Source organism: Mesorhizobium sp. M0207 (assembly GCF_040321995.1).
Lineage (GTDB): Bacteria > Pseudomonadota > Alphaproteobacteria > Rhizobiales > Rhizobiaceae > Mesorhizobium.
Map to the genome: position 1 here is coordinate 1 of NZ_JAMYSQ010000007.1, position 22834 is coordinate 22834.

Sequence of the window (22834 nt, forward strand, 5' to 3'; positions counted from 1 at the left end):
GAGCTGATCGTGCCGATCGCCATGGAAGAGAAGCTGCGCTTCGCCATCCGTGAAGGCGGCCGCACCGTCGGTGCCGGCATCGTCGTCACCATCACAGAGTAATTTGGACTTAAACCGATCTGTCGCGGGCGCTGCCCGCGCCGCGCCAGAACAAGGAAGTGACGCATGAACGGACAGAATATCCGCATCCGCCTGAAGGCGTTTGATCACCGGGTGCTCGACGCCTCGACACGGGAAATCGTGTCGACCGCCAAGCGCACCGGCGCCAACGTCCGCGGCCCCATTCCGCTGCCGACGCGGATCGAAAAGTTCACGGTCAACCGGTCGCCTCACGTCGACAAGAAGAGCCGCGAGCAGTTCGAGATGCGCACGCACAAGCGTCTGCTCGACATCGTCGACCCGACCCCGCAGACGGTCGATGCTTTGATGAAGCTCGACCTGGCCGCCGGTGTCGACGTCGAGATCAAGCTCTAAGGAACCAGAGGTCAGCGGGGCGACCCGGAACTCTGAAGGAACAAGAGGCGTGGAGGGGCGACAGCCCCGACAGGGAACTCTAAAGGAATTGAACCGATGCGTTCAGGTGTGATTGCAAAGAAGGTGGGAATGACCCGCATCTACAACGATGCCGGGGAACATGTTCCCGTCACTGTTCTCCAGATGGAGAACTGCCAGGTCGTGGCGCAGCGCACGCAGGAGAAGAACGGCTATACCGCCGTCCAGCTCGGCGTTGGCCTTGCCAAAGTGAAGAACACGTCGAAGGCGATGCGCGGCCATTTCGCGACCGCTTCCGTCGAGCCCAAGGCCAAGGTTGCCGAGTTTCGCGTCTCTGCCGACAACATGATCGATGTTGGCGCCGAGATCACTGTCGAGCACTTCGTCGTCGGCCAGAAGGTCGATGTGACGGGCACCACGATCGGCAAGGGCTTCCAGGGCGTCATCAAGCGGCACCACATGGGTGGCGGCCGCGCAACACACGGCAACTCGGTGTCGCACCGTACACACGGCTCGACCGGCCAGCGCCAGGATCCGGGCAAGGTGTTCAAGGGCAAGCATATGGCCGGCCACATGGGCGACACCCGCGTCACCACGCAGAATGTCGAGGTCGTCTCGACCGACGCCGATCGCGGCCTGATCCTGATCCGCGGTGCGGTCCCGGGTTCGAAGGGTGCATGGATCCTGGTCCGCGACGCGGCCAAGGTGGCGCTTCCGGCCAATGCGCCGAAGCCCGCTGCGATCCGCGCCCTTGCGACTGACGGTGCCGCCACGAACGAGGCCCCGGCCACAGAGGGAGCGGAATAATGGACCTCAAGATTACAACGCTTGGCGGCAAGGACGCCGGCAAGCTGAAGCTCTCCGAAGAGATTTTCGGCCTCGATCCGCGCGAGGACATCCTGCAGCGCGTCGTGCGCTGGCAGCTTGCCAAGAAGCAGCAGGGCACGCACAAGGCCAAGGGTCGCGCGGAAATCGCCCGCACCGGCGCCAAGATGTACAAGCAGAAGGGTACGGGCCGCGCCCGTCACCATTCGGCTCGCGCTCCGCAGTTCCGCGGCGGCGGCAAGGCCCACGGCCCGGTCGTGCGCAGCCACGAGCACGATCTGCCTAAGAAGGTGCGTGCGCTCGGCCTGAAGCATGCCCTCTCGGCCAAGGCCAAGAGCGCGTCGATCATCATCATCGACGAGCTGAAGCTGACCGAGGCCAAGACCAAGGCGCTGATCGCGAATTTCGCGACGCTGGGCCTGAGCAACGCCCTGGTGATCGGCGGCGCCGAGCTTGACAAGAACTTCAAGCTGGCGGCGACCAACATCCCGAACATCGACGTGCTGCCCATCCAGGGCATCAACGTCTACGACATTCTGCGCCGCGGCACGCTGGTCCTTTCCAAGGCCGCCGTCGAGGCTCTCGAGGAGCGCTTCAAATGACCGACCTTCGTCATTACGACGTGATCGTCTCGCCGGCGATCACTGAAAAGTCGACCATGGCTTCCGAGCAGAACCAGGTCGTCTTCAATGTCGCCAAGAAGGCGTCGAAGCCGGAAATCAAGGCCGCCGTCGAAGCGCTGTTCGGCGTCAAGGTGATGGCCGTGAACACGCTTGTCCGCAAGGGCAAGATCAAGCGCTTCCGCGGCACGATCGGCCGCCAGAGCGACGTCAAGAAGGCGGTTGTGACGCTGGCCGAAGGCCAGTCGATCGACGTCGCGACGGGTCTCTGAGCAAGGTCGCGAGGACAGAACAATGGCACTGAAAAAATTCAACCCGGTAACGCCGAGCACCCGTCAGCTGGTCATCGTCGATCGCTCGGGCCTCTACAAGGGCAAGCCCGTCAAGGGTCTGACCGAGGGCCTGACCAAGTCGGGCGGCCGCAACAATTACGGCCGCATCACAGCCCGCTTCATCGGCGGCGGTCACAAGCGCACCTACCGCATTATCGACTTCAAGCGCCGCAAGTTCGACGTCGTCGGCACGGTCGAGCGTATCGAGTACGATCCGAACCGCACCGCCTTCATCGCGCTGATCAAGTATGACGATGGCGAGCTGTCCTACATCATCGCCCCGCAGCGTCTGGCTCCCGGCGACAAGATCGTGGCCGGTGAATCGGTCGACGTGAAGCCGGGCAACGCGATGCCGCTGGCCTCGATGCCGGTCGGCACGATCGTCCACAATATCGAGCTGAAGCCCGGCAAGGGCGCTCAGGTCGCCCGTTCGGCCGGCGGTTATGGCCAGCTCGTCGGCCGCGACCAGGGCATGGCGATCCTGCGCCTCAATTCGGGCGAGCAGCGTGTCGTCCACGGCTCCTGCATGGCCACTGTCGGCGCCGTGTCCAACCCGGACCACGGCAACATCAATGACGGCAAGGCAGGCCGCACCGTGTGGCGCGGCAAACGTCCGCACAATCGCGGCGTGACCATGAACCCGGTCGACCATCCGCATGGCGGCGGCGAAGGCCGCACCTCGGGTGGCCGCCATCCGGTTTCGCCCTGGGGCAAGCCGACCAAGGGCAAGAAGACGCGGTCCAACAAGGCGACCGACAAGTTCATCCTGCGCTCGCGCCATCAGCGCAAGAGCTAAGAAGAGGTAACGCCAAGTGACTCGTTCGATTTGGAAAGGCCCCTTCATCGACGGCTACCTTCTGAAGAAGGTGGACAAGGTTCGTGAAGGTGGTCGCAATGAGGTGATCAAGATGTGGAGCCGCCGCTCCACCATCCTGCCGCAGTTCGTCGGCTTCACCTTCGGTGTCTACAACGGCCAGAAGCACGTTCCCGTCTCGGTGAACGAGGACATGGTCGGTCACAAGTTCGGTGAATTCGCTCCGACCCGGACCTATTACGGTCACGGCGCGGATAAGAAGGCGAAGAGGAAATAATCATGGGCAAGGCCAAAGCTCCGCGCAGGCTTGCTGACAACGAAGCGCGCGCCGTGTTGCGCACGATCCGTATCAGCCCGCAGAAGCTGAACCTGGTTGCCGCGCTGATCCGCGGCAAGAAGGTCGCGACAGCGCTTTCCGACCTCGAATTCTCGGCCAAGCGGATTTCCGGCACGGTCAAGAAGACGCTGGAATCGGCGATCGCCAACGCGGAAAACAACCACGACCTCGACGTCGATGCGCTGATCGTGGCGGAAGCCTATGTCGGCAAGTCGATCGTCATGAAGCGGTTCCATGCCCGTGGCCGTGGGCGCGCCAGCCGTATCGAGAAGCCGTTCTCGCACCTCACGATCGTCGTTCGTGAAGTCGAAGAAAAAGGGGAGGCCGCATAATGGGCCAGAAAGTCAATCCGATCGGTCTGCGTCTCGGCATCAACCGCACCTGGGATTCGCGCTGGTTCGCGAACACCGGCGAGTACGGCAAGCTGCTGCACGAGGACATCAAGATCCGCAAATATCTTGAGAAGGAACTCAAGCAGGCTGCGATCTCGAAAGTCGTGATCGAGCGTCCGCACAAGAAGTGCCGCGTCACCATCCATGCGGCGCGTCCGGGCCTGATCATCGGCAAGAAGGGCGCCGACATCGAGAAGCTTCGCAAGAAGCTGATGGAGATGACCAAGTCCGAGACGCATCTGAACATCGTCGAAGTGCGCAAGCCGGAGATCGACGCGACCTTGGTCGCCCAGTCGATCGCCCAGCAGCTCGAGCGCCGCATCGCGTTCCGCCGCGCCATGAAGCGTGCCGTGCAGTCGGCGATGCGCCTCGGTGCCGAAGGCATCCGCATCAACTGCGCCGGCCGTCTCGGCGGCGCCGAGATCGCGCGCATGGAATGGTATCGCGAAGGCCGCGTGCCGCTGCATACGCTGCGTGCCGACGTCGACTACGGCACGGCCGAGGCGAATACGGCCTACGGCATCTGCGGCGTCAAGGTCTGGGTGTTCAAGGGCGAAATCCTCGAGCACGACCCGATGGCTTCGGAGCGCCGCGCCACCGAGGGCGATCATGCGCATGGCGGTGGTGGTGAGCGCGAACGCGGTCGCCGTCGCGAAAACGCGTAAGACATTTAGGAATTTGGAGTTAGAACGATGCTGCAGCCAAAGCGCACAAAGTTCCGCAAGCAGTTCAAGGGCCGCATCCACGGTACCGCCAAGGGCGGCACCAACCTGGATTTCGGTGGTTTCGGACTGAAGGCGCTTGAGCCGAACCGCGTCACCGCGCGTGAGATCGAGGCGGCCCGCCGCGCGATCACCCGCGAGATGAAGCGTGCCGGCCGCGTGTGGATCCGTATCTTCCCGGACGTGCCGGTGACGTCGAAGCCGACCGAAGTCCGTATGGGTAAGGGCAAGGGCGCGGTCGACTACTGGGCGGCACGCGTCAAGCCGGGCCGCATCATGTTCGAGATCGACGGCGTCAACGAGGAAACCGCCCGTGAGGCGCTGCGTCTCGGCGCGGCCAAGCTCTCGGTCAGGACGCGCTTCGTACAGCGCATCGCAGAATAAGGACGGGCTGATCATGAAAGCCGAAGACATCCGGACCAAGACCCAGGACCAGCTGACCGACGACCTGGCCAGCCTGAAGAAGGAGCAGTTCAACCTGCGCTTTCAGAAGGCCACCGGCCAGCTTGAGAAGACCGCGCGCGTGAGGCAGGTCCGCAAGGACATTGCGCGTATCAAGACCATCGCTGCGGAAAAGTCCGCGGCCAAGAAGGCTTAAGGACGAAAACCATGCCAAAGCGCATTCTGCAGGGCACCGTCGTCAGCGACAAGAACGAGAAGACGGTTGTCGTCAAGGTCGAACGGCGCTTCACGCATCCCGTGATGAAGAAGACCGTGCGCATGACCAAGAAGTACAAGGCGCACGACGAGAACAACGCCCACAAGGTCGGCGATCAGGTGTTCATCCAGGAATCGAAGCCGATTTCCAAGGACAAGCGCTGGGTCGTGGTGTCTTCGGACCAGGCCTGATCAGGGCCAACGAAACGAATTTTGGACAGACCGGGGAGGGGTGAGAAACCCGTCCCGTTAGAAAAGAAGAAGGCGGCCAGTCATGATTCAGATGCAAACAAACCTCGACGTCGCGGATAATTCCGGCGCCCGTCGTGTCATGTGCATCAAGGTGCTGGGCGGCTCGAAGCGGAAATACGCTTCCGTGGGCGACATCATCGTGGTGTCGATCAAGGAAGCCATCCCGCGCGGCCGCGTCAAGAAGGGCGATGTGATGAAGGCGGTCGTGGTTCGCACGGCCAAGGACATCCGCCGCCCGGACGGCAGCGTGATCCGTTTCGACAAGAACGCAGCCGTTCTCGTCGACAACAAGAAAGAGCCGATCGGCACGCGTATCTTCGGACCGGTTCCGCGCGAACTCCGCGCCAAGAACCACATGAAGATCATCTCGCTCGCGCCTGAAGTGCTGTAAGGAGCCGGACCAATGCAGAAGATTAGAAAAGGCGACAAGGTCGTCGTGCTGGCCGGCAAGGACAAGGGCCGTTCGGGCGAAGTCCTCTCGGTACAGCCGAAGGACGACACCGCGCTGGTGCGCGGCGTCAACCTGATCCGTCGTCACCAGAAGCAGTCCCAGTCCCAAGAGGGCGGGATCATCACCAAGGAAGCGCCGATCCAGCTGTCGAACATCGCGCTGGCCGACCCCAAGGATGGCAAGCCGACCCGGGTCGGCTTCATCTTCCAGAAGGACGGCAAGAAGGTGCGCGTCGCCAAGCGCTCGGGAGAAGTCATCAATGGCTAAGGCTCAAACCAAGCAGGCAACTGCCCAGAACACGCCGCGCCTCAAGCAGGTCTACAACGAGACCATCCGCAAGGCGCTGCAGGAGCAGTTCGGCTACGAGAACGAGATGCAGGTTCCGCGCATCGACAAGATCGTGCTGAACATGGGCGTCGGCGAGGCGACCGGCGATTCGAAGAAGCCTTCGATCGCGGCGGAAGACCTTGCGATGATCGCCGGCCAGAAGGCCGTCGTCACCCGCGCCCGCAACTCGATCGCCGGCTTCAAGGTCCGCGAGAAGATGCCGATCGGCGCCAAGGTCACGCTGCGCAAGGAACGCATGTACGAGTTCCTCGACCGCCTCGTGAACATCGCACTGCCGCGCGTCCGCGACTTCCGCGGACTTAATCCGAAGAGCTTCGATGGCCGTGGCAACTATGCCATGGGCATCAAGGAACACATCGTGTTTCCGGAGATCAACTACGACAAGGTTGATCAGATCTGGGGCATGGACGTCATCGTTTGTACGACTGCGAAGACGGACGACGAAGCCAGGGCATTGCTCAAGGCCTTCAACTTCCCCTTCCGCCAGTAACGGCAGCGAGAAAAGGAAAAATCTGAAATGGCAAAGACCAGCTCAGTCGAGAAGAACAACAGGCGCCGCAAGCTTGCGGACCAGTTCGCTGCCAAGCGCGAGGTGCTCAAGGCGATCATCATGGATCAGTCCAAGCCGATGGAAGAGCGCTTCCGCGCCCAGCTGAAGCTTTCGGCGCTGCCGCGCAACTCGGCCAAGACCCGCATCCGCAACCGCTGCGAAGTCACCGGACGTCCGCGTGCCTATTATCGCAAGCTCAAAGTATCGCGTATCGCGCTTCGTGATCTCGGCAATAACGGCCAGATCCCGGGCCTGGTCAAGTCGAGCTGGTAAGGAGGACATAACATGTCATTGAGCGATCCTCTCGGCGATATGCTGACCCGCATCCGCAACGCGTATGGCCGCAAGAAGTCGAGCGTTTCGACGCCGGCCTCGCGCCTGCGTACCCGCGTCCTCGACGTGCTGAAGGCGGAAGGCTATATCCGCGACTACAGCCAGACCGACTTCGACAACGGCAAGTCCGAAATCGAGATCGAGCTGAAGTATTTCGATGGTGCGCCGGTGGTGCGCGAAATCGCTCGGGTCTCGAAGCCCGGCCGCCGCGTCTACGTTTCGGCCAAGTCGATACCGCACGTCGCCAACGGCCTCGGCATCGCCATCCTTTCGACGCCGAAGGGCGTGATGGCCGACCACGAAGCGCGTGAACAGAATGTCGGCGGGGAAATCCTCTGCCAGATCTTCTGATCTGGTATGTGACCCGGTTGGAAACAGGTTTTCGGGATCTAGTCCCGAAAGCCGAGACCTGAAACAAGAGAAGTGACGAGGACAACAAAATGTCTCGTATTGGAAAGAAACCCGTTTCGCTGCCGCAGGGCGTGACCGCGACCGTCAACGGCCAGACCGTGACGGCGAAGGGTCCGAAGGGCGAGCTGAAGTTCGTGGTGAACGACGAAGTGCTGGTCAAGATGGAAGGCAGCGAGATCGCTGTCCAGCCGCGCGACCAGACCAAGACTGCCCGTTCCAAGTGGGGCATGTCGCGCACGCAGATCGTCAACATCCTGCAGGGCGTCAAGGACGGCTTCGAAAAGAAGCTCGAGATCACCGGCGTCGGCTATCGTGCCGCCATGCAGGGCAAGAACCTGCAGCTGGCGCTCGGCTTCAGCCATGACGTCGTCTACGAGACGCCGCAGGGCGTGACGATTTCGGTGCCGAAGCCGACGGAAATCACGGTGACCGGCATCGATAAGCAGCAGGTCGGCCAGGTTGCCGCCGAGATCCGCGAGTATCGCAGCCCCGAGCCCTACAAGGGCAAGGGTGTCCGCTATGCCGGCGAGAAGATCGTCCGCAAGGAAGGCAAGAAGAAGTAATTTTAACGCCGCGGGGAGCGGTCGCGGGAGGCTCGTCCTACCGCATATGGTTGCCCCCGTTTTTTGAAGGCAAGGAACTGATATCATGGGCTCGAAAGAATCCACCCAACGCCGCGCCCAGCGCGTCCGCCGCCAGATCAAGAAGGTTGCCGGCGATCGTCCGCGCTTGTCGGTCCATCGCACGTCGAAGAACATCTATGTCCAGGTGATCGACGACGCCAAGGGCCACACGATCGCGGCTGCTTCGACGCTCGAGAAGGAGCTCAAGGGTTCGCTCAAGACCGGCGCCGACACGGCGGCGGCCGCTGCCATCGGCAAGCTGATCGCCGAGCGTGCCTCGAAGGCCGGCGTCAAGGAAGTCGTCTTCGACCGCGGCGCCTACATCTACCACGGCCGTGTCAAGGCGCTTGCCGAGGCTGCCCGTGAAGGTGGTCTGAGCTTCTAAAAACGAAATTCGCCCCCGGCGACCCACAGAGGCGCCGGATATCATCATCAACCGTGCTTCCGGAAAAAAACAAGGAACAGGATATGGCACAGGAACGTAGGGATGGCGGCCGCGGCCGTGATCGCGAAGAGCGCGACGACGGCATGGTCGACAAGCTCGTCCACATCAACCGTGTCGCCAAAGTCGTCAAGGGCGGCCGGCGCTTCGGCTTTGCGGCACTTGTTGTCGTCGGCGACCAGAAGGGCCGCGTCGGCTTCGGCCACGGCAAGGCGCGCGAAGTGCCGGAGGCGATCCGCAAGGCGACCGAATCGGCCAAGCGCGACATGATCTTCGTGCCGCTGCGCTCAGGCCGCACGCTGCACCACGACGTCGAGGGACGCTGGGGTGCGGGACGCGTTCTGCTGCGCGCCGCCAAGCAAGGTACCGGCATCATCGCCGGCGGCCCGATGCGCGCCGTTTTCGAGACGCTCGGCATGCATGACGTGGTCGCCAAGTCGATGGGTTCTTCGAACCCCTACAACATGGTTCGTGCCACTTTCGACGCGCTGAAGAGCCAGATGCATCCGAAGGATGTCGCTGCAGCGCGCGGCATCAAGTATTCGACCCTTCAGGCCCGCCGCGGCACCGCCGTTGCGGCTGAAGAATAGTCGACGCTGACCAGGGATTTGACCATGGCCAAGAAAGCAACCAAGACCATCACCGTCGAGCAGATCGGTTCGCCGATCCGCCGGCCGAAGGAGCAGCGCGCAACGCTGGTCGGCCTCGGCCTCAACAAGATGCACAAGCAGCGCACGCTGGAGGATACGCCCTCGGTGCGCGGCATGATCGCTGCCGTCCAGCATCTCGTCCGCGTCGTGGACGAGGGCTGAACCAGAGCGCAGGAGAACCCAGATGAAACTCAATGATCTGCGTGACAAGGACGGCGCGACGCACTCCAAGAAGCGTCTCGGCCGTGGCATCGGCTCCGGTTCGGGCAAGACCGCCGGTCGCGGCGTCAAGGGCCAGAAGGCGCGCTCCGGCGTCGCCGTCAACGGCTTCGAGGGTGGCCAGATGCCGCTCTACCGCCGCCTGCCGAAGCGCGGCTTCAACAATATCTTCGCCAAGAGCTTCACCGTCGTGTCGCTGGCCCGCATCCAGGCGGCGCTCGATGCCAAGAAGCTCGACGCCAAGACAGTTGTAACGGCCGAGGCGCTGGTTGCGGCTGGCGTCATCCGTCGCGTCAAGGACGGCGTGCGCATCCTTTCAGACGGCGACATCAAGGCCAAGCTTGCCTTCGACGTGGCCGGAGCCTCCAAGGCCGCGATCGAGAAGATCGAAAAGGCCGGCGGCTCGGTGAAGCTGCCTGAGAAGGCAGCCGCCGAGTAACGGCAATTTGAAGCACGGCCGGCAAAGGTGGAATTCGGTTTTGCCTGCGGTCGTGCTTTGATCCGATAGATGTGACGGCCGCATCAACGCGGCCGCTTGCATGTTTGCAGTCCGGAGCTTATCTCGTGAGTTTCGGTGACACGCGCCGCCTGAGCTGCGGGCATCGAGCGTGACCAAGCGGAGAATCAGGCATGGCTTCGGCTGCTGAACAACTAGCCTCGAATCTGAATTTTTCGGCCTTCGCCAAGGCCGAGGATCTGAAGAAGCGCATCTGGTTCACCATCGGCGCGCTGCTCGTCTACCGTCTTGGCACCTATATCCCGCTGCCCGGCATCAATCCGGACGCCTTTGCCCACGCCTTCTCGTCGCAGAGCAAGGGCGTGCTTGGCATGTTCAATATGTTTGCAGGCGGTGCCGTGCAGCGCATGGCGATCTTTGCCCTCGGCATCATGCCCTATATCTCCGCCTCCATCATCATGCAGCTTATGACCTCGGTCATTCCGTCGCTGGAAGCGCTGAAGAAGGAAGGCGAGCAGGGCCGCAAGATTATCAACCAGTATACGCGCTACGGGACCGTGCTTCTGGCGCTGGTCCAGGCCTACGGCATTTCGGTCGGGCTCGAGGGCGGAAACGGCATCGTCAACGATCCCGGCATCTTTTTCCGCATCTCGACCGTCGTCACGCTGGTCGGCGGCACCATGTTCCTGATGTGGCTCGGCGAGCAGATCACCGCCCGCGGCATCGGCAACGGCATTTCGCTGATCATCTTCTCCGGCATTGTCGCCGGCCTGCCGCGCGCCATCTCCGGTACCTTGGAGCTAGGCCGCACCGGAGCGCTGTCGACCGGCCTGATCCTGGCGATCATCGTGCTCGCCATTATCGTTATCGGCCTGATCGTCTTTTTCGAGCGCGCCCAGCGCCGCCTGCTGATTCAGTACCCCAAGCGCCAGGTCGGCAATCGCATGTTCCAGGGCGATACCTCGCATCTGCCGCTGAAGCTCAACACATCCGGCGTCATTCCGCCGATCTTCGCTTCGTCGCTATTGCTGCTGCCGGCGACCGTCGCCGGTTTCTCGCAGACGACGAACATGCCCGCTTGGGCCAGCACCATCCTGGCGTCGCTCGGTCATGGCCAGCCGCTCTACATGGCCTTCTACGCGGCGATGATCGTGTTCTTCGCCTTCTTCTACACGGCGATCGTCTTCAACCCGAAGGACACCGCCGACCAATTGAAGAAGCATTCGGGCTTCATCCCGGGCTATCGCCCGGGCGAGCGCACCGCGGACTATATTGACTATGTGCTCACCCGCATCACCGTCGTCGGCGCCATCTATCTGGTGCTGGTGTGTCTGCTGCCCGAGTTCCTGATTTCAGCGACTGGCGTACCGTTCTACCTTGGTGGCACTTCGCTCCTGATCGTGGTCAGTGTAACGCTCGATACGGTGGCGCAGATTCAGGGTCACCTGATCGCGCACCAGTATGAGGGCCTGATCAAGAAGTCGAAGCTGCGCGGGGGGAAAAAGGCCAGATGAGGTTGATATTGCTTGGACCGCCGGGGGCGGGCAAGGGGACACAAGCACTGAGACTGGTAGAACGACACGGCATCCCACAGCTTTCCACGGGGGACATGCTGCGTGCTGCTGTTCAGGCCGGCACCGAAGTCGGCAAGCGCGCCAAAGCGGTGATGGACGCTGGCGAACTGGTGTCCGACGCTATCGTCAACGCCATTGTGGCCGAGCGCATCGATCAAGTTGATTGCGCAAACGGCTTCATCCTTGACGGGTATCCCCGAACTCTGGTGCAAGCGGACGCCGTTGAGGAAATGCTGTCGGATCGCGGACTGGAGCTAGATGCGGTCATCGAATTTGTCGTCGATGACAAGGCGCTGGTTGGCCGAATCGTCAAGCGCGCCGAAGAAGCCAAGGCCGCAGGCCTGCCGGTGCGCAAGGACGACAGTCCAGCGGTGTTCGAAGAACGCTTGAGGGAATATTACAAGAAAACCTCGCCGCTGATCGGTTACTACTACGCCAAGGGCAAACTCAGGGGCGTCGATGGCATGGCCGACATCGATGCGGTGACGCAGCAGATCGAGGCGGTGCTCAGGGCAACGACCCAGACAGTTGGCCAGGCGGCCGGCTAGAGAATCGAACGATTGCGCTTGACTGGAGCGGTCCGCTGGGGTATGGCGGCCCGTCTTCCTATCAGGCATGAGGCTTGCTTGTCCGCAAGGGCAAGGCAGGCCGCTTTGAACTGGAAACTCCCGCAAGGGCCGGCCTCCACCGGACGCGGGGCAACTTGAAGCGCCGGCTCGCCCGGCCTATATGGAGAAGAGAAGAACATGGCTCGTATAGCCGGCGTCAACATTCCGACCAACAAGCGCGTTGTCATTGCGCTTCAATACATTCACGGCATTGGCAAGAAGTTCGCCCAGGAGATCGTCGACAAGGTCGGCATCCCGGCCGAGCGCCGCGTCAACCAACTGACCGACGCGGAAGTGCTGCAGATCCGCGAGACCATCGACCGCGACTACCAGGTCGAGGGCGACCTGCGCCGCGAAGTGTCGATGAACATCAAGCGGCTCATGGACCTCGGCTGCTACCGCGGCCTGCGTCACCGTCGCTCGCTGCCGGTTCGTGGCCAGCGCACGCACACCAATGCGCGCACCCGTAAGGGCCCGGCCAAGTCGATTGCCGGAAAGAAGAAGTAATTTAGGGCAGTAAGGGGGTAGGGCAGTAAGGCAATAGGGACGGCAGACATACTGCCCTACTGCCATATTCCCCCACTGCCTTCTCCCTGGTGGAGCCGCTGGCATTACGGCGGTGTAGAGATCAACTGAAAGGACTATCATGGCCAAGGAAGCCGCTCGTGTTCGCCGTCGCGAACGCAAGAATATCTCGTCGGGCGTTGCCCACGTCAATTCGACCTTCAACAACACGATGATCACCATCACCGACGCACAGGGCAATTCGATTGCCTGGTCGTCGGCCGGAGCCCAGGGCTTCAAGGGATCGCGCAAGTCGACCCCTTTCGCTGCCCAGATGGCTGCCGAAGATGTTGCCAAGAAGGCTCAGGAACACGGCATGCGCATGCTCGAGGTCGAGGTCTGTGGACCCGGCTCCGGTCGTGAATCGGCGTTGCGCGCACTGCAGGCAGCAGGGTTCACCATCACCTCGATCCGTGATGTGACGCCGATCCCGCACAACGGCTGCCGTCCGCGCAAGAAGCGCCGCGTCTAAAGAATTTACCGAACGCCGCGCGAGCGCCTCAAGGGCGCTCCTCCACGGCATTCCAGGTCGCCCGCCACGATTGGATGGTGGCGGGACAACGGAAGGAAAGCACTATGATCCAGAAAAATTGGCAAGAACTGATCAAGCCGAACAAGATCGAGTTCTCGTCGAAGAAGAAGACGCTGACCACGCTGGTCGCCGAGCCGCTCGAGCGCGGCTTCGGCCTCACCCTAGGCAACGCGCTGCGCCGCGTGCTTCTGTCTTCGCTGCGTGGCGCGGCTGTAACCGCCGTGCAGATCGACGGCGTTCTGCATGAATTCTCGTCCATCGCCGGCGTCCGCGAGGACGTGACCGACATCGTTTTGAACATCAAGGAAATCGCCATCCGCATGGAAGGCGACGGCCCCAAGCGCATGGTCGTCCGCAAGCAGGGACCGGGCGCGGTTCTCGCCGGCGACATCCAGACGGTCGGCGACGTCGAGATCCTCAATCCCGACCACGTCATCTGCACGCTGGACGAAGGCGCTGAAATCCGCATGGAATTCACCGTCGATACCGGCAAGGGCTATGTGCCGGCCGACCGTAACCGCGCCGAGGACGCGCCGATCGGGCTGATCCCCGTCGACAGCCTGTATTCGCCGGTCAAGAAGGTCTCCTACAAGGTCGAGAACACCCGCGAGGGCCAGGTTCTCGACTATGACAAGCTGACCATGACCATCGAGACCGACGGTTCGATTTCGGGCGAGGACGCGGTGGCCTTCGCCGCTCGCATCCTGCAGGACCAGCTCGGCCTGTTCGTCAATTTCGACGAGCCGCAGAAGGAAGTCGCTGCCGAACAGGTTACCGAGCTTGCCTTCAACCCGGCGCTGCTCAAGAAGGTCGACGAACTCGAGCTTTCGGTGCGTTCGGCCAACTGCCTGAAGAACGATAACATCGTCTATATCGGCGATCTGATCCAGAAGACCGAAGCCGAGATGCTGCGCACCCCGAACTTCGGCCGCAAATCGCTGAACGAGATCAAGGAAGTCCTGGCGGCGATGGGCCTTCATCTCGGCATGGAAGTGCCGGACTGGCCGCCGGAAAACATCGAAGACCTCGCCAAGCGTTACGAAGATCAATATTAAGCATGATCCCGAACCGAAGGTCAGCGCAGCAAAAAGTTGCAGACGTTTCGGACAAGATCATGCGGCTAACCAACTGAGGCTCAGGCCTCTTGAAACCGCAATGAAGGAGAAGAGCCATGCGCCACGGTTTTAAAGGCCGCCGGTTCGCCCGCAGCATAAGCCATCGCAAGTCGATGTTTGCCAACCTTGCCGTGTCGCTTATCGAGCACGAGCAGATTCTCACCACGCTGCCGAAGGCGAAGGATTTGCGTCCGATCGTCGAGAAGCTGGTGACGCTCGGCAAGCGCGGCGACCTGCATGCTCGCCGCCAGGTGATTGCCCAGATCGGCAATGAAGGCCTCGTCAAGCGCCTGTTCGATACCATCGCGCCGCGCTACGCCACCCGCAATGGCGGCTATCTGCGCATCATGAAGGCGGGCTTCCGCCACGGTGACAATGCCGCAATGGCCGTCATCGAATTCGTCGACCGCGACACCTCTGCCAAGGGCGCCGGCGATCGCGCCCGCATCGAGGCCGAAGGCACCGAAGAGGAAGCCGCAGCCGCATAAGGCTTGGCTTTTCTGAGTGAGTTTAAGGGGCCCGAGGGCCCCTTTTTCGTTGCAGAAGCTGCCGGGCAGGTCTGTAGGGTTTTGTCACCGGTTTTTGGGGCGACTACTCAAAATATCGGATTTCAGCGGCTTAGCCTTTCATTTTGCACAATCGTCAGGACAATGGCGCCCGACTTGGAGGATTCGGAATGCGCGTTAAACGGCTGTCCCTTGTTCTGATCTGCGCCTTGATGGCGCTGGCCATCGTGCCGGCGGCCAGGCACGCGCTGGCGGAGGAGGCCAAGCCAGATCCCGGGTTGTCCGACGTGCTGACGGATCTATTGCATGGCGTCGAAGGCGAAAACGCCACTTCCGGCCCCGACAAGCGCGTGCCGTTCGGCCGCGAGGAGGTGCAACTGTCCTTCGCGCCGCTGGTCAAGCAGACAGCGCCGGCCGTGGTCAATGTCTACGCCTCGCAAACCGCCAAGATGACGTCGCCCTTCGACGGCGATCCGTTCTTCGAGGAGTTCTTCGGCCGCTCGCAGCCGCGCGCGCAGTCTTCGCTCGGTTCGGGGGTGCTGGTCGATCCGACCGGCGTCGTGGTCACCAATTTCCACGTCGTCAAGGACGCCGACAAGGTCAAGGTAGCGACCGCCGACGGGCGCGAATTCGACAGCAAGGTGCTGCTCAAGGATGAGACGCTCGACCTCGCCGTGCTCAAGATTTCTTCTGACAAGCCGTTCCCGGTGATCGCTATCGGCGATTCCGACGCGCTCGAGGTCGGCGATCTGGTGCTGGCGATCGGCAATCCGTTCGGTGTCGGCCAGACCACCACCAGCGGCATCATTTCGGCGGTGGCGCGCAGCCATATCGGCGTCTCCGATTCCAGCTTCTTCATCCAGACCGACGCCGCCATCAACCCCGGCAATTCCGGTGGCGCGCTGGTCAACATGGGAGGGCAGCTGATCGGCATCAACACGGCGATCTATAGCCGTAGCGGCGGCTCGATCGGCATCGGCTTTGCCATCCCTTCGAACATGGTTCGCGCCTTCGCCGACGCGGCCAAGGCCGGGCTCGACTTCTTCGAGCGGCCGTATGCCGGTGCCGAGTTCGAGGCGGTGACGCCGCAGATTGCCGAATCGCTCGGCATGGACAAACCGACCGGTGCGCTGGTTTCTTCGGTCGAAGAGGCGGGACCCGCCGCCAAGGCAGGGCTCAAGCCGGGCGACGTAGTGCTGTCGCTCAACGGTAAGCCGGTCGAGAGCGTCGGGGCGCTGGACTACCGGATGGCGACGCTGTCGATTGGTACGAATGCCAGCTTCGGCGTTCTGAGCAAGGGTCAGCAGGCGACGATGGACATCGCGCTGGAACGGCCGCCTGAGGGCGCCAAAGCTGCGGAACTCACATTGCGCGGCCGCAGCCCGTTCTCCGGTGCCAAGGTTGCTGAACTGTCGCCACGGCTTGCCCAACGGCTCGGTCTGCGCACCGATGTCAAAGGCGTCACCGTGGTCGACATCAACCGCGATTCGCCTGCTGCCGATTTTGGCTTCCAGCCAGGCGACATCGTGCGTGAGGTCAATGGCCTGACGATCGACAAGGCGGCGACCCTGGAACAGGTAGCCCAGCAGGATACGCGCTGGTGGCGCTTTACCGTCGAGCGCGGCGGGCAGATACTGCGCCAGGTGTTGCGTTACTGAGCCCGACCGTCAGCATGATCGGACTCCAGGCAGAAGAAGTTGCATGGCCGATCTGTTCAGTGTCGACGAACCGGAAAAGACGCCGCCCGGCAGGCCGCTGGCGGACCGTCTGCGCCCGAAGAACCTTGGCGAGGTCGTCGGCCAGGAGCATCTGACCGGACCCGACGGCGCGCTGACGCGGCTGATCGGTTCCGGCTCGCTCGGCTCGATGATTTTCTGGGGCCCGCCCGGCACTGGCAAGACCACGGTCGCACGGCTGCTTGCCGGCGAGACAAGCCTCGCCTTCGAACAGATATCGGCGGTGTTTTCCGGCGTTGCCGACCTGAAGAAAGTGTTCGAGGCAGCGAAGCTGCGCCGCTCGAACGGCCGCCAGACGCTGCTGTTCGTCGACGAGATCCATCGATTCAACCGCGCCCAGCAGGACAGTTTTCTGCCCGTGATGGAAGACGGCACCGTCGTGCTGGTCGGCGCCACCACGGAGAATCCGTCCTTCGAGCTTAACGCCGCGCTTTTGTCGCGCGCGCGTGTGCTGGTCTTTCACTCACTCGGCGAGGACAGTATTGCCAAGCTGCTGGCGCGGGCCGAACAGGCAGAGGGCAGGCCGCTGCCGCTCGATGAAGACGCGCAGGCGATGCTCATCCGCATGAGCGACGGCGACGGCCGCGCGGCATTGACGCTCGCCGAAGAGGTCTGGCGCGCAGCGAAATCAAAGGAGGTGTTCGGCGCCGAAGCCCTGCAGCGCATCGTCCAGCGCCGCGCGCCGATCTACGACAAGGGACAGGACGGCCACTACAATTTGATCTCCGCCTTGCACAAATCGGTGCGCGGCTCCGACCCCGACGCGGCACTCTACTATCTGGCCCGCATGTTCGACGCCGGCGAAGATCCGCTTTATCTCGGGCGCCGGTTGGTGCGCATGGCGATGGAGGATATCGGGCTGGCCGACCCGCAGGCGCTCGTCGTCGCTAACGCCGCCAAGGACGCCTATGACTATCTGGGCTCGCCCGAGGGCGAACTGGCCTTCGCCGAGGCGACCGTCTATCTCGCCACCGCGCCGAAATCCAATGCAGTCTATACCGCGTTCAAGGCCGCCACACAGGCGGCGAAGGAATTCGGTTCGCTGCTGCCGCCCAAGCACATTCTCAATGCTCCGACCAAGCTGATGAAACAGGAAGATTACGGCGCCGGCTATCGCTACGACCACGACGAGCCCGACGCTTTTTCCGGCCAGGACTATTTTCCGGAGAAGATGGGAAGGCAGACATTCTACGACCCGCCCGAGCGCGGCTTCGAGCGCGATATCAGGAAGCGGCTGGATTATTGGGCGAAGCTGCGCAGCGAGCGGGAAAAGTAGCTGCCAGTCGCACACTGGTGTGATCGCCGTTGTCTGGCGGGATAAAAAACCCTATCAAGGTGCGCCTTCGGCCGGCGGACAGGCCAGAAACGTACCGACGATATTCAGAACGGAATCGCGCCTGGCGCGTGGAAAAATGACAAAAAGAACTCGCAAGACCCTCCGGAAGTTCGCCATAGCGATCCCGCTGCTGGCGCTCGGCTTCTATTTCATTCCCATCCTGACGACAATTTTCATTGTCCTCGGCCTGATCGACGTGTTGCGCAACGACAACAAGAACTGGGCCCTGTTCAGTGGTTATTTCCTCGGCAACGGCATCTTCACCTGGCTGCTTTCGCCCTTCAATCTGCTGGTCGATCTGCTGTGCTACAGAAACCGCGGTGTCTGGAAACTGGACCAGTTTCCTCCGGACTATCAGCGTGAGGTCAACGAGGTTCTGGACGTCTTCAAAGCGCGCAAGGACGAGATCATCGCCGATATCGACGCCAATTTCGGCAGCGGCCGGCGCGGCATGTATGTCTACCAGTGGTATGGCAAGCACAAAATCGACAACGTTGCCGAATTCAACAAGGATTTCAAATACATCAAGACCATCGCCGTGTCGGTGTTCAGGGGCAGGGAATCGACCTCCTGGCATTTCGGACCGCTGCGGCTCAGCCTGCGCATTCTCTACAATCTTCTCCCGGTGAAGGCCGAGGTTTTCGTCGAGTGCAACAACGCCAGGAACTACTGGCACGACAATCCGCTCTATATTTTCGACGACACGCTGCTGCACCGATCGGTCAACGAATATGATGGGCGCCGCTACTGCGTGTTCATGGACATCATCCGGCCATCGCCATTTCCCGGCCTGATCGCCGCTCTTCTCGCCATCGTTTCGGTCAGCGTCGAGCGCATCAATGCCATGTTCTACAAGAACTGGAAGATGATCGGCTCCAGCAAGCCGAAGAAGGCCGGAGCCGCCTGACACCGTGGTGTGACCGGCGCGAGGGAGCACGATGTATTATCTGTTGCTTGTCTGCCTTGGTGGCGCGATCGGTGCAATGGCCCGCTTCTTCCTGTCCGGCTTCGTCGCCCGCCGGGTCGGCGAGACCTTTCCCTGGGGCACTATGGCCGTCAATGTCTCGGGAGCGTTTGCAATCGGTGTCGTTGCGCATGCGGTGGCGCGCGACGGCATGCCCGCCATCTGGGCCTTTACCGTTACCGGCGGCCTCGGCTGCTATACCACGGTTTCTTCCTTCAGCCTGCAGACGCTGGCGCTGGCGCGCGAGGGCGAATGGCGGCGCGCCGGCGGAAATGTGCTGCTTTCGGTTTTTCTGAGCCTCGGCGGCGTGACGCTAGGCTTTGCCGCCGGAAGTCTTCTGATTGGCGGCGGGGCGCGGTGAGCGGCCCGCGGAAGCTCCGCCACGACGGGACGGACACTGCCGCGGCAGGGCATGCGGCGCGCCTCATTGGCCGTCGCAGAACCAACGAAACGGTTCGGCTCTATGCGACCGTGGCCGCAGGCAGCATGATCGGCGGTGTGTTGCGGGCGCTTGCCTCATCGACGAGCACTGCCCTGTGGGGCGCTGGATTTCCCTTCGGCACGCTCCTCGTCAATATTGTTGGCTCGTTCCTCATCGGCTTCTACGCGACATTGACGGGACCGGATGGTCGCGTCTTCGCCGGTCCGCTGCAACGTCAATTCTTCATGGCCGGCTTCTGCGGCGGCCTGACGACCTTCTCCGCTTTCAGCCTTGAAACACTCATCCTCGCGCAAGGGGGGAGGTTTGTGGCGGCGGGACTCAATATCGCGATCTCCGTGGTGGCCTGGCTTGCCGCCGTCTGGCTTGGCCACATCTTTGCAGTTCGGCTCAACCGGCTGAGAGGGTCCAGGCAATGAAGATACCAACACAGGCACAATTGCTGCGCATCTTTATCGGCGAAAACGACAGGGCAGATGGCCGTCCGCTGTATGAGGTTATTGTGCTGAGGGCCCGCGAAATGCAGATAGCCGGCGCGACCGTCCTGCGCGGCGCGATGGGGTTCGGCCATTCCAGCCGGCTTCACACCACGAAGATCCTCCGCCTATCGGAGGATCTGCCACTCGTCATCGAGATCGTCGATGACGAGGAAAAATTGGCCGCTTTCCTGCCCGTGCTTGAAACAATCATGACAAGTGGTTTGATTACGCTGGAGAAAGTTCAGGTTCTGCAATATGGAACCGACAACGAATAAGCGAGTGAGATTGCGGGTACCGGCGAATGCCGTTGCATGCCTGCAAAACGGCGATTGGAATCATGGCAGGCGTTGAACAGATCACAGTGGACGCCGGCGAGGCGGGCATGCGGCTCGATCGCTGGTTCAAGAGCCATTTCCCCGGTCTCGGTTTCGGTCATCTGCAGAAGCTGCTGCGTTCCGGCCAGATCCGCGTCGACGGCGGCAGGGTGAAGGCCGATACCCGCGTCGAAGCCGGCCAGACGGTGCGTGTGCCGCCGCTCGAAGTGGACAAGAAAGGCGAAAGCCCGCTCACCGGTCATTCGATCCGCAACCAGGGCGACGCCGACGTTTTGGCAAAGATGCTGATCCATGAGGACCCGAAGGTCTTCGTCTTCAACAAGCCGGCCGGCCTGGCAGTGCAGGGCGGCTCGGGCGTCACCCGCAATGTCGACGACATGCTGGAAGCCTGGCGCAACCAGAAGGGCGAGAAGCCGCGCCTGGTGCACCGGCTCGACCGCGATACGTCGGGTGTGCTGGTTGTCGCCCGTACAAGGCTCGCCGCCATGAAGCTCGCCGAAGCGTTCCGGGCGCGTGAGACGAAGAAAACCTACTGGGCGCTGGTCAAGGGCGTGCCGCCGAAGCGCGAGGACAAGATCTCGACCTGGTTGATCAAGGAACCGACGCCCGACGGCGATCGTGTGCGCATAGCCAAGCACGGCGAAAAGGGCGCCGATCACGCCGTGTCCTATTACCGCATAGTCGAGCAGGCGGCGCAGACGCTGTCCTGGCTGGAAATGGAACCCTACACCGGGCGCACCCACCAGCTTCGCGTCCATGCCGCCCATATCGGTTGCCCGATCATCGGCGACCCCAAATATTTCGAGGCCGACACCAATTGGGATTTTCCAGGCGGCATGCAGAACCGGCTGCATCTGCACGCGCGCCGCATCGTTATCCCGCATCCCGACAAGGGCTTTGTCGACGTCACCGCACCGATGCCGCCGCATATGCGCCAGAGCTGGAACCTGCTCGGTTTCGACGAGCAGAGTGCCGAGGACTAGCGCTGGTGGGCGTCGCCACAGAAACCCTCGACCGCCGTGACGCGGTCGATCTGGCGGCAGCCGCCATCATGGTTGGGCTGACTTTTTCCTGGGGGCTGAACTACGTCGCCGCCAAGATCTCCTACGCCGGCTACGATCCCGTTTTCCTGTCGATCGCCCGCTCGGTGATCGGCGGCTTGTGTGTTTTCGGCTGGTGCCGCTGGCGCGGCATTGCGCTGTTCACGCCCGACAAGACCCTCGTCGCCGGCATTCTGGCCGGCGCGCTTTTCGGTTTCGAGTTCCTGTTTCTCTATGTCGGGCTCGAGCACACCACTGTCGTGCGCAACACTTTGCTGGTCAACACCATGCCGTTCTGGATGCTGGTCGGCGGTCATTTCCTGCTGGGCGAAAGCATCACGGTACGCAAGCTCGTTGGTCTTCTGCTCGCTTTCGCCGGACTGATCGCGGTGTTTTCAGATAAACTGAGCGCCAATGGCGGCGCAACATTGGGCGGCGATTTGCTCAGTCTCGGTGCCGGCATTCTGTGGGCCGTGACCAATATCGTCATCAAGCGGTCGAAGCTGGTGACGGCCAGCGCCGAAAAGCTGCTGCTCTATCAGCTGGCCGGGGCCGCCGTCATCGGCATTTTGGTGATGCCTTTTGCCGGGCCGCCGGTCCGCAGCTTTGCCGTTCTGCCGACCTTGGCGCTGTTGTTCCAGGCCGTCTACGTCGTCGCCTTCACCTATGTGCTGTGGTTCTGGCTGCTGCGGCGCTACCCTGCATCTGGACTGTCGAGCTTCACTTTCCTGTCGCCGGTGTTTGGTGTGCTGTGCGGCGCCGTGTTCTTGAATGAGCCGCTGACCGTTCGTATCTTCCTGGCACTCGCCCTGATCGCGGCTGGTCTCATCATCGTCAACCGGCCGGTCCGAAAACAAAGTCCCGGATGAGCATGCGCGATATATTGAACGACCTCGAAGCTGGAAAGCAGCTCTCCGATCCGGACCCGGTGCGTCGCGCCCAGATCCAGATGAAGACGCCGCTGCCGAAGCGCTTCTACAAGACCGTCGCGGTAGCACCGGTCGAAGACGGTTTTGCCGTCCATCTCGATGGCAAGCCCGTCCGCACGCCGGCCAAGGCGCTGCTGGCGCTGCCGACCGAAAAGGCGGCTGCTCTGGTCGCCGAGGAATTCGCCGCACAGGAGGAGACCATCAACCCGGTGACGATGCCGGTGATGCGTCTGGTCAATACGGCAATCGATGGCGTCGCCAGTGATCCCCAGGCCGTGCTGGAGGACATCCTGCGCTTTGCCTCGTCCGATCTGCTCTGCTACCGCGCCGATGCGCCCAAAGGACTCGTCGACCGGCAGAACGAGCATTGGGATCCGGTCATCGACTGGGTGCGCAGCGCGCTCGGCGCCCGGTTCCATCTTGCCGAAGGCGTGATCCATGTCGAACAGCCGCGCGAGAGTATCGCGCTGCTTGGCCAGCATCTTGCCCAACGTGCCGATCCGCTGCGCCTTGCCGCCATCCACGTCATGACGTCGCTGACCGGATCGGCGCTGCTGGCGCTGGCCGTCGACTTCGGCGAGCTCGACGGCGAGGCGGCCTGGGCTGCCGGTCATGTCGACGAGGACTGGCAGGCCGAGCAATGGGGCCATGATGCCGAGGCCGTCGCGCACCGCGCGGCCCGCAAGCGCGACATGATGGCGGCAGTCACGCTGCTCGAAGCTCTCAAAGGCTGACCGCACCGTCGTTTCT

Annotated in this window: 37 protein-coding genes; all 37 read left to right on the plus strand. The window is 62.1% G+C overall.

Features of this window, described 5'->3' with window-relative positions; genetic code table 11:
- A partial coding sequence (locus NKJ15_RS12285) for an EF-Tu C-terminal domain-related protein (protein ID WP_502896533.1) occupies positions 1-102 on the plus strand: 102 nt, incomplete at its 5' end.
- A gap of 63 nt (positions 103-165) precedes the next feature.
- Entirely contained in the window at positions 166-474 is a 309-nt protein-coding gene (gene rpsJ / locus NKJ15_RS12290; RefSeq protein WP_006205468.1) for a 30S ribosomal protein S10, read from the plus strand.
- A 96-nt stretch (positions 475-570) separates the two neighbouring features.
- Positions 571-1299, plus strand: coding sequence for a 50S ribosomal protein L3 (gene rplC, locus NKJ15_RS12295; RefSeq protein ID WP_352451050.1), 729 nt, complete (start codon positions 571-573; stop codon positions 1297-1299).
- A complete protein-coding gene (gene rplD, locus NKJ15_RS12300; RefSeq protein ID WP_023675140.1) occupies positions 1299-1919 on the plus strand; it encodes a 50S ribosomal protein L4 in 621 nt (206 codons plus the stop codon). Before rplC ends, rplD begins: the two co-directional genes overlap by 1 nt.
- Positions 1916-2209, plus strand: a complete 294-nt coding sequence (locus NKJ15_RS12305; protein WP_023675139.1) for a 50S ribosomal protein L23 — start codon at positions 1916-1918, stop codon at positions 2207-2209. The genes rplD and NKJ15_RS12305 overlap by 4 nt, the downstream gene beginning before the upstream one ends.
- 22 nt (positions 2210-2231) lie before the next feature.
- Complete coding sequence (gene rplB / locus NKJ15_RS12310; RefSeq protein ID WP_023675138.1) at positions 2232-3065, plus strand: 50S ribosomal protein L2; 834 nt, start codon at positions 2232-2234, stop codon at positions 3063-3065.
- Between the two features lie 16 nt (positions 3066-3081).
- Entirely contained in the window at positions 3082-3360 is a 279-nt protein-coding gene (gene rpsS, locus NKJ15_RS12315; RefSeq protein ID WP_006205463.1) for a 30S ribosomal protein S19, read from the plus strand.
- A 2-nt stretch (positions 3361-3362) separates the two neighbouring features.
- Positions 3363-3752: a 50S ribosomal protein L22 gene (gene rplV, locus NKJ15_RS12320; RefSeq protein ID WP_006205462.1), complete on the plus strand. Its 390-nt coding sequence runs from the start codon at positions 3363-3365 to the stop codon at positions 3750-3752.
- Entirely contained in the window at positions 3752-4477 is a 726-nt protein-coding gene (gene rpsC / locus NKJ15_RS12325; protein WP_023675137.1) for a 30S ribosomal protein S3, read from the plus strand. Before rplV ends, rpsC begins: the two co-directional genes overlap by 1 nt.
- A 27-nt stretch (positions 4478-4504) precedes the next feature.
- Complete coding sequence (rplP, locus tag NKJ15_RS12330; protein ID WP_006205460.1) at positions 4505-4918, plus strand: 50S ribosomal protein L16; 414 nt, start codon at positions 4505-4507, stop codon at positions 4916-4918.
- A gap of 13 nt (positions 4919-4931) precedes the next feature.
- A complete protein-coding gene (gene rpmC / locus NKJ15_RS12335) occupies positions 4932-5132 on the plus strand; it encodes a 50S ribosomal protein L29 (RefSeq protein ID WP_006205459.1) in 201 nt (66 codons plus the stop codon).
- An 11-nt stretch (positions 5133-5143) separates the two neighbouring features.
- The gene (gene rpsQ, locus NKJ15_RS12340) at positions 5144-5383 is read left to right on the plus strand and encodes a 30S ribosomal protein S17 (protein ID WP_023675136.1); all 240 of its coding nucleotides are present in this window, start codon (positions 5144-5146) and stop codon (positions 5381-5383) included.
- A gap of 82 nt (positions 5384-5465) precedes the next feature.
- Positions 5466-5834: a 50S ribosomal protein L14 gene (rplN, locus tag NKJ15_RS12345; RefSeq protein WP_006205457.1), complete on the plus strand. Its 369-nt coding sequence runs from the start codon at positions 5466-5468 to the stop codon at positions 5832-5834.
- A 12-nt stretch (positions 5835-5846) separates the two neighbouring features.
- Positions 5847-6161 carry a 50S ribosomal protein L24 gene (rplX, locus tag NKJ15_RS12350; protein WP_254817150.1) on the plus strand — a complete coding sequence of 105 codons (315 nt, stop codon included), beginning with the start codon at positions 5847-5849 and terminating at the stop codon, positions 6159-6161.
- The gene (rplE, locus tag NKJ15_RS12355; protein ID WP_008875670.1) at positions 6154-6732 is read left to right on the plus strand and encodes a 50S ribosomal protein L5; all 579 of its coding nucleotides are present in this window, start codon (positions 6154-6156) and stop codon (positions 6730-6732) included. The genes rplX and rplE overlap by 8 nt, the downstream gene beginning before the upstream one ends.
- Before the next feature lie 27 nt (positions 6733-6759).
- Positions 6760-7065: a 30S ribosomal protein S14 gene (rpsN, locus tag NKJ15_RS12360; protein ID WP_352451046.1), complete on the plus strand. Its 306-nt coding sequence runs from the start codon at positions 6760-6762 to the stop codon at positions 7063-7065.
- Positions 7066-7077: 12 nt separating this feature from the next.
- Entirely contained in the window at positions 7078-7476 is a 399-nt protein-coding gene (gene rpsH, locus NKJ15_RS12365) for a 30S ribosomal protein S8 (protein ID WP_006205453.1), read from the plus strand.
- An 89-nt stretch (positions 7477-7565) separates the two neighbouring features.
- Positions 7566-8099 carry a 50S ribosomal protein L6 gene (gene rplF, locus NKJ15_RS12370; protein WP_023675133.1) on the plus strand — a complete coding sequence of 178 codons (534 nt, stop codon included), beginning with the start codon at positions 7566-7568 and terminating at the stop codon, positions 8097-8099.
- A gap of 85 nt (positions 8100-8184) precedes the next feature.
- A complete protein-coding gene (gene rplR, locus NKJ15_RS12375; protein ID WP_023675132.1) occupies positions 8185-8544 on the plus strand; it encodes a 50S ribosomal protein L18 in 360 nt (119 codons plus the stop codon).
- An 83-nt stretch (positions 8545-8627) separates the two neighbouring features.
- Positions 8628-9191, plus strand: coding sequence for a 30S ribosomal protein S5 (gene rpsE, locus NKJ15_RS12380; protein ID WP_006333394.1), 564 nt, complete (start codon positions 8628-8630; stop codon positions 9189-9191).
- A gap of 24 nt (positions 9192-9215) precedes the next feature.
- Positions 9216-9413, plus strand: a complete 198-nt coding sequence (rpmD, locus tag NKJ15_RS12385) for a 50S ribosomal protein L30 (RefSeq protein WP_006205449.1) — start codon at positions 9216-9218, stop codon at positions 9411-9413.
- 22 nt (positions 9414-9435) lie between these two features.
- The gene (rplO, locus tag NKJ15_RS12390) at positions 9436-9909 is read left to right on the plus strand and encodes a 50S ribosomal protein L15 (protein ID WP_292660428.1); all 474 of its coding nucleotides are present in this window, start codon (positions 9436-9438) and stop codon (positions 9907-9909) included.
- Between the two features lie 191 nt (positions 9910-10100).
- Positions 10101-11441 carry a preprotein translocase subunit SecY gene (gene secY / locus NKJ15_RS12395; RefSeq protein WP_352471807.1) on the plus strand — a complete coding sequence of 447 codons (1341 nt, stop codon included), beginning with the start codon at positions 10101-10103 and terminating at the stop codon, positions 11439-11441.
- Positions 11438-12049 carry an adenylate kinase gene (locus NKJ15_RS12400; RefSeq protein WP_352815503.1) on the plus strand — a complete coding sequence of 204 codons (612 nt, stop codon included), beginning with the start codon at positions 11438-11440 and terminating at the stop codon, positions 12047-12049. The genes secY and NKJ15_RS12400 overlap by 4 nt, the downstream gene beginning before the upstream one ends.
- Before the next feature lie 198 nt (positions 12050-12247).
- The gene (gene rpsM, locus NKJ15_RS12405; RefSeq protein WP_006205445.1) at positions 12248-12616 is read left to right on the plus strand and encodes a 30S ribosomal protein S13; all 369 of its coding nucleotides are present in this window, start codon (positions 12248-12250) and stop codon (positions 12614-12616) included.
- A gap of 139 nt (positions 12617-12755) precedes the next feature.
- The gene (rpsK, locus tag NKJ15_RS12410) at positions 12756-13145 is read left to right on the plus strand and encodes a 30S ribosomal protein S11 (RefSeq protein ID WP_006205444.1); all 390 of its coding nucleotides are present in this window, start codon (positions 12756-12758) and stop codon (positions 13143-13145) included.
- Positions 13146-13249: 104 nt separating this feature from the next.
- Positions 13250-14260 (plus strand): DNA-directed RNA polymerase subunit alpha, encoded by a 1011-nt coding sequence (locus tag NKJ15_RS12415; protein ID WP_023675128.1) that lies wholly within the window; start codon positions 13250-13252, stop codon positions 14258-14260.
- Between the two features lie 116 nt (positions 14261-14376).
- Positions 14377-14808, plus strand: a complete 432-nt coding sequence (rplQ, locus tag NKJ15_RS12420) for a 50S ribosomal protein L17 (protein WP_352815505.1) — start codon at positions 14377-14379, stop codon at positions 14806-14808.
- Positions 14809-14996: 188 nt separating this feature from the next.
- A complete protein-coding gene (locus NKJ15_RS12425; protein WP_352815506.1) occupies positions 14997-16484 on the plus strand; it encodes a DegQ family serine endoprotease in 1488 nt (495 codons plus the stop codon).
- A 43-nt stretch (positions 16485-16527) separates the two neighbouring features.
- The gene (locus NKJ15_RS12430; RefSeq protein ID WP_352815508.1) at positions 16528-17838 is read left to right on the plus strand and encodes a replication-associated recombination protein A; all 1311 of its coding nucleotides are present in this window, start codon (positions 16528-16530) and stop codon (positions 17836-17838) included.
- 136 nt (positions 17839-17974) lie between these two features.
- Entirely contained in the window at positions 17975-18805 is an 831-nt protein-coding gene (locus NKJ15_RS12435; protein ID WP_352614176.1) for an aspartyl/asparaginyl beta-hydroxylase domain-containing protein, read from the plus strand.
- A gap of 31 nt (positions 18806-18836) precedes the next feature.
- Positions 18837-19223 carry a fluoride efflux transporter CrcB gene (crcB, locus tag NKJ15_RS12440; RefSeq protein WP_352815510.1) on the plus strand — a complete coding sequence of 129 codons (387 nt, stop codon included), beginning with the start codon at positions 18837-18839 and terminating at the stop codon, positions 19221-19223.
- 125 nt (positions 19224-19348) lie between these two features.
- Entirely contained in the window at positions 19349-19720 is a 372-nt protein-coding gene (locus NKJ15_RS12445) for a CrcB family protein (protein WP_352451039.1), read from the plus strand.
- A complete protein-coding gene (locus NKJ15_RS12450; RefSeq protein ID WP_352451038.1) occupies positions 19717-20055 on the plus strand; it encodes a DUF190 domain-containing protein in 339 nt (112 codons plus the stop codon). The genes NKJ15_RS12445 and NKJ15_RS12450 overlap by 4 nt, the downstream gene beginning before the upstream one ends.
- A gap of 62 nt (positions 20056-20117) precedes the next feature.
- Positions 20118-21098 (plus strand): RluA family pseudouridine synthase, encoded by a 981-nt coding sequence (locus NKJ15_RS12455; protein WP_352451037.1) that lies wholly within the window; start codon positions 20118-20120, stop codon positions 21096-21098.
- Positions 21099-21166: 68 nt separating this feature from the next.
- Complete coding sequence (locus NKJ15_RS12460; RefSeq protein WP_502898883.1) at positions 21167-22024, plus strand: DMT family transporter; 858 nt, start codon at positions 21167-21169, stop codon at positions 22022-22024.
- Positions 22025-22026: 2 nt separating this feature from the next.
- Positions 22027-22818 carry an ATP12 family chaperone protein gene (locus tag NKJ15_RS12465; RefSeq protein ID WP_352815513.1) on the plus strand — a complete coding sequence of 264 codons (792 nt, stop codon included), beginning with the start codon at positions 22027-22029 and terminating at the stop codon, positions 22816-22818.
- The last annotated feature ends 16 nt before the right edge of the window (positions 22819-22834 follow it).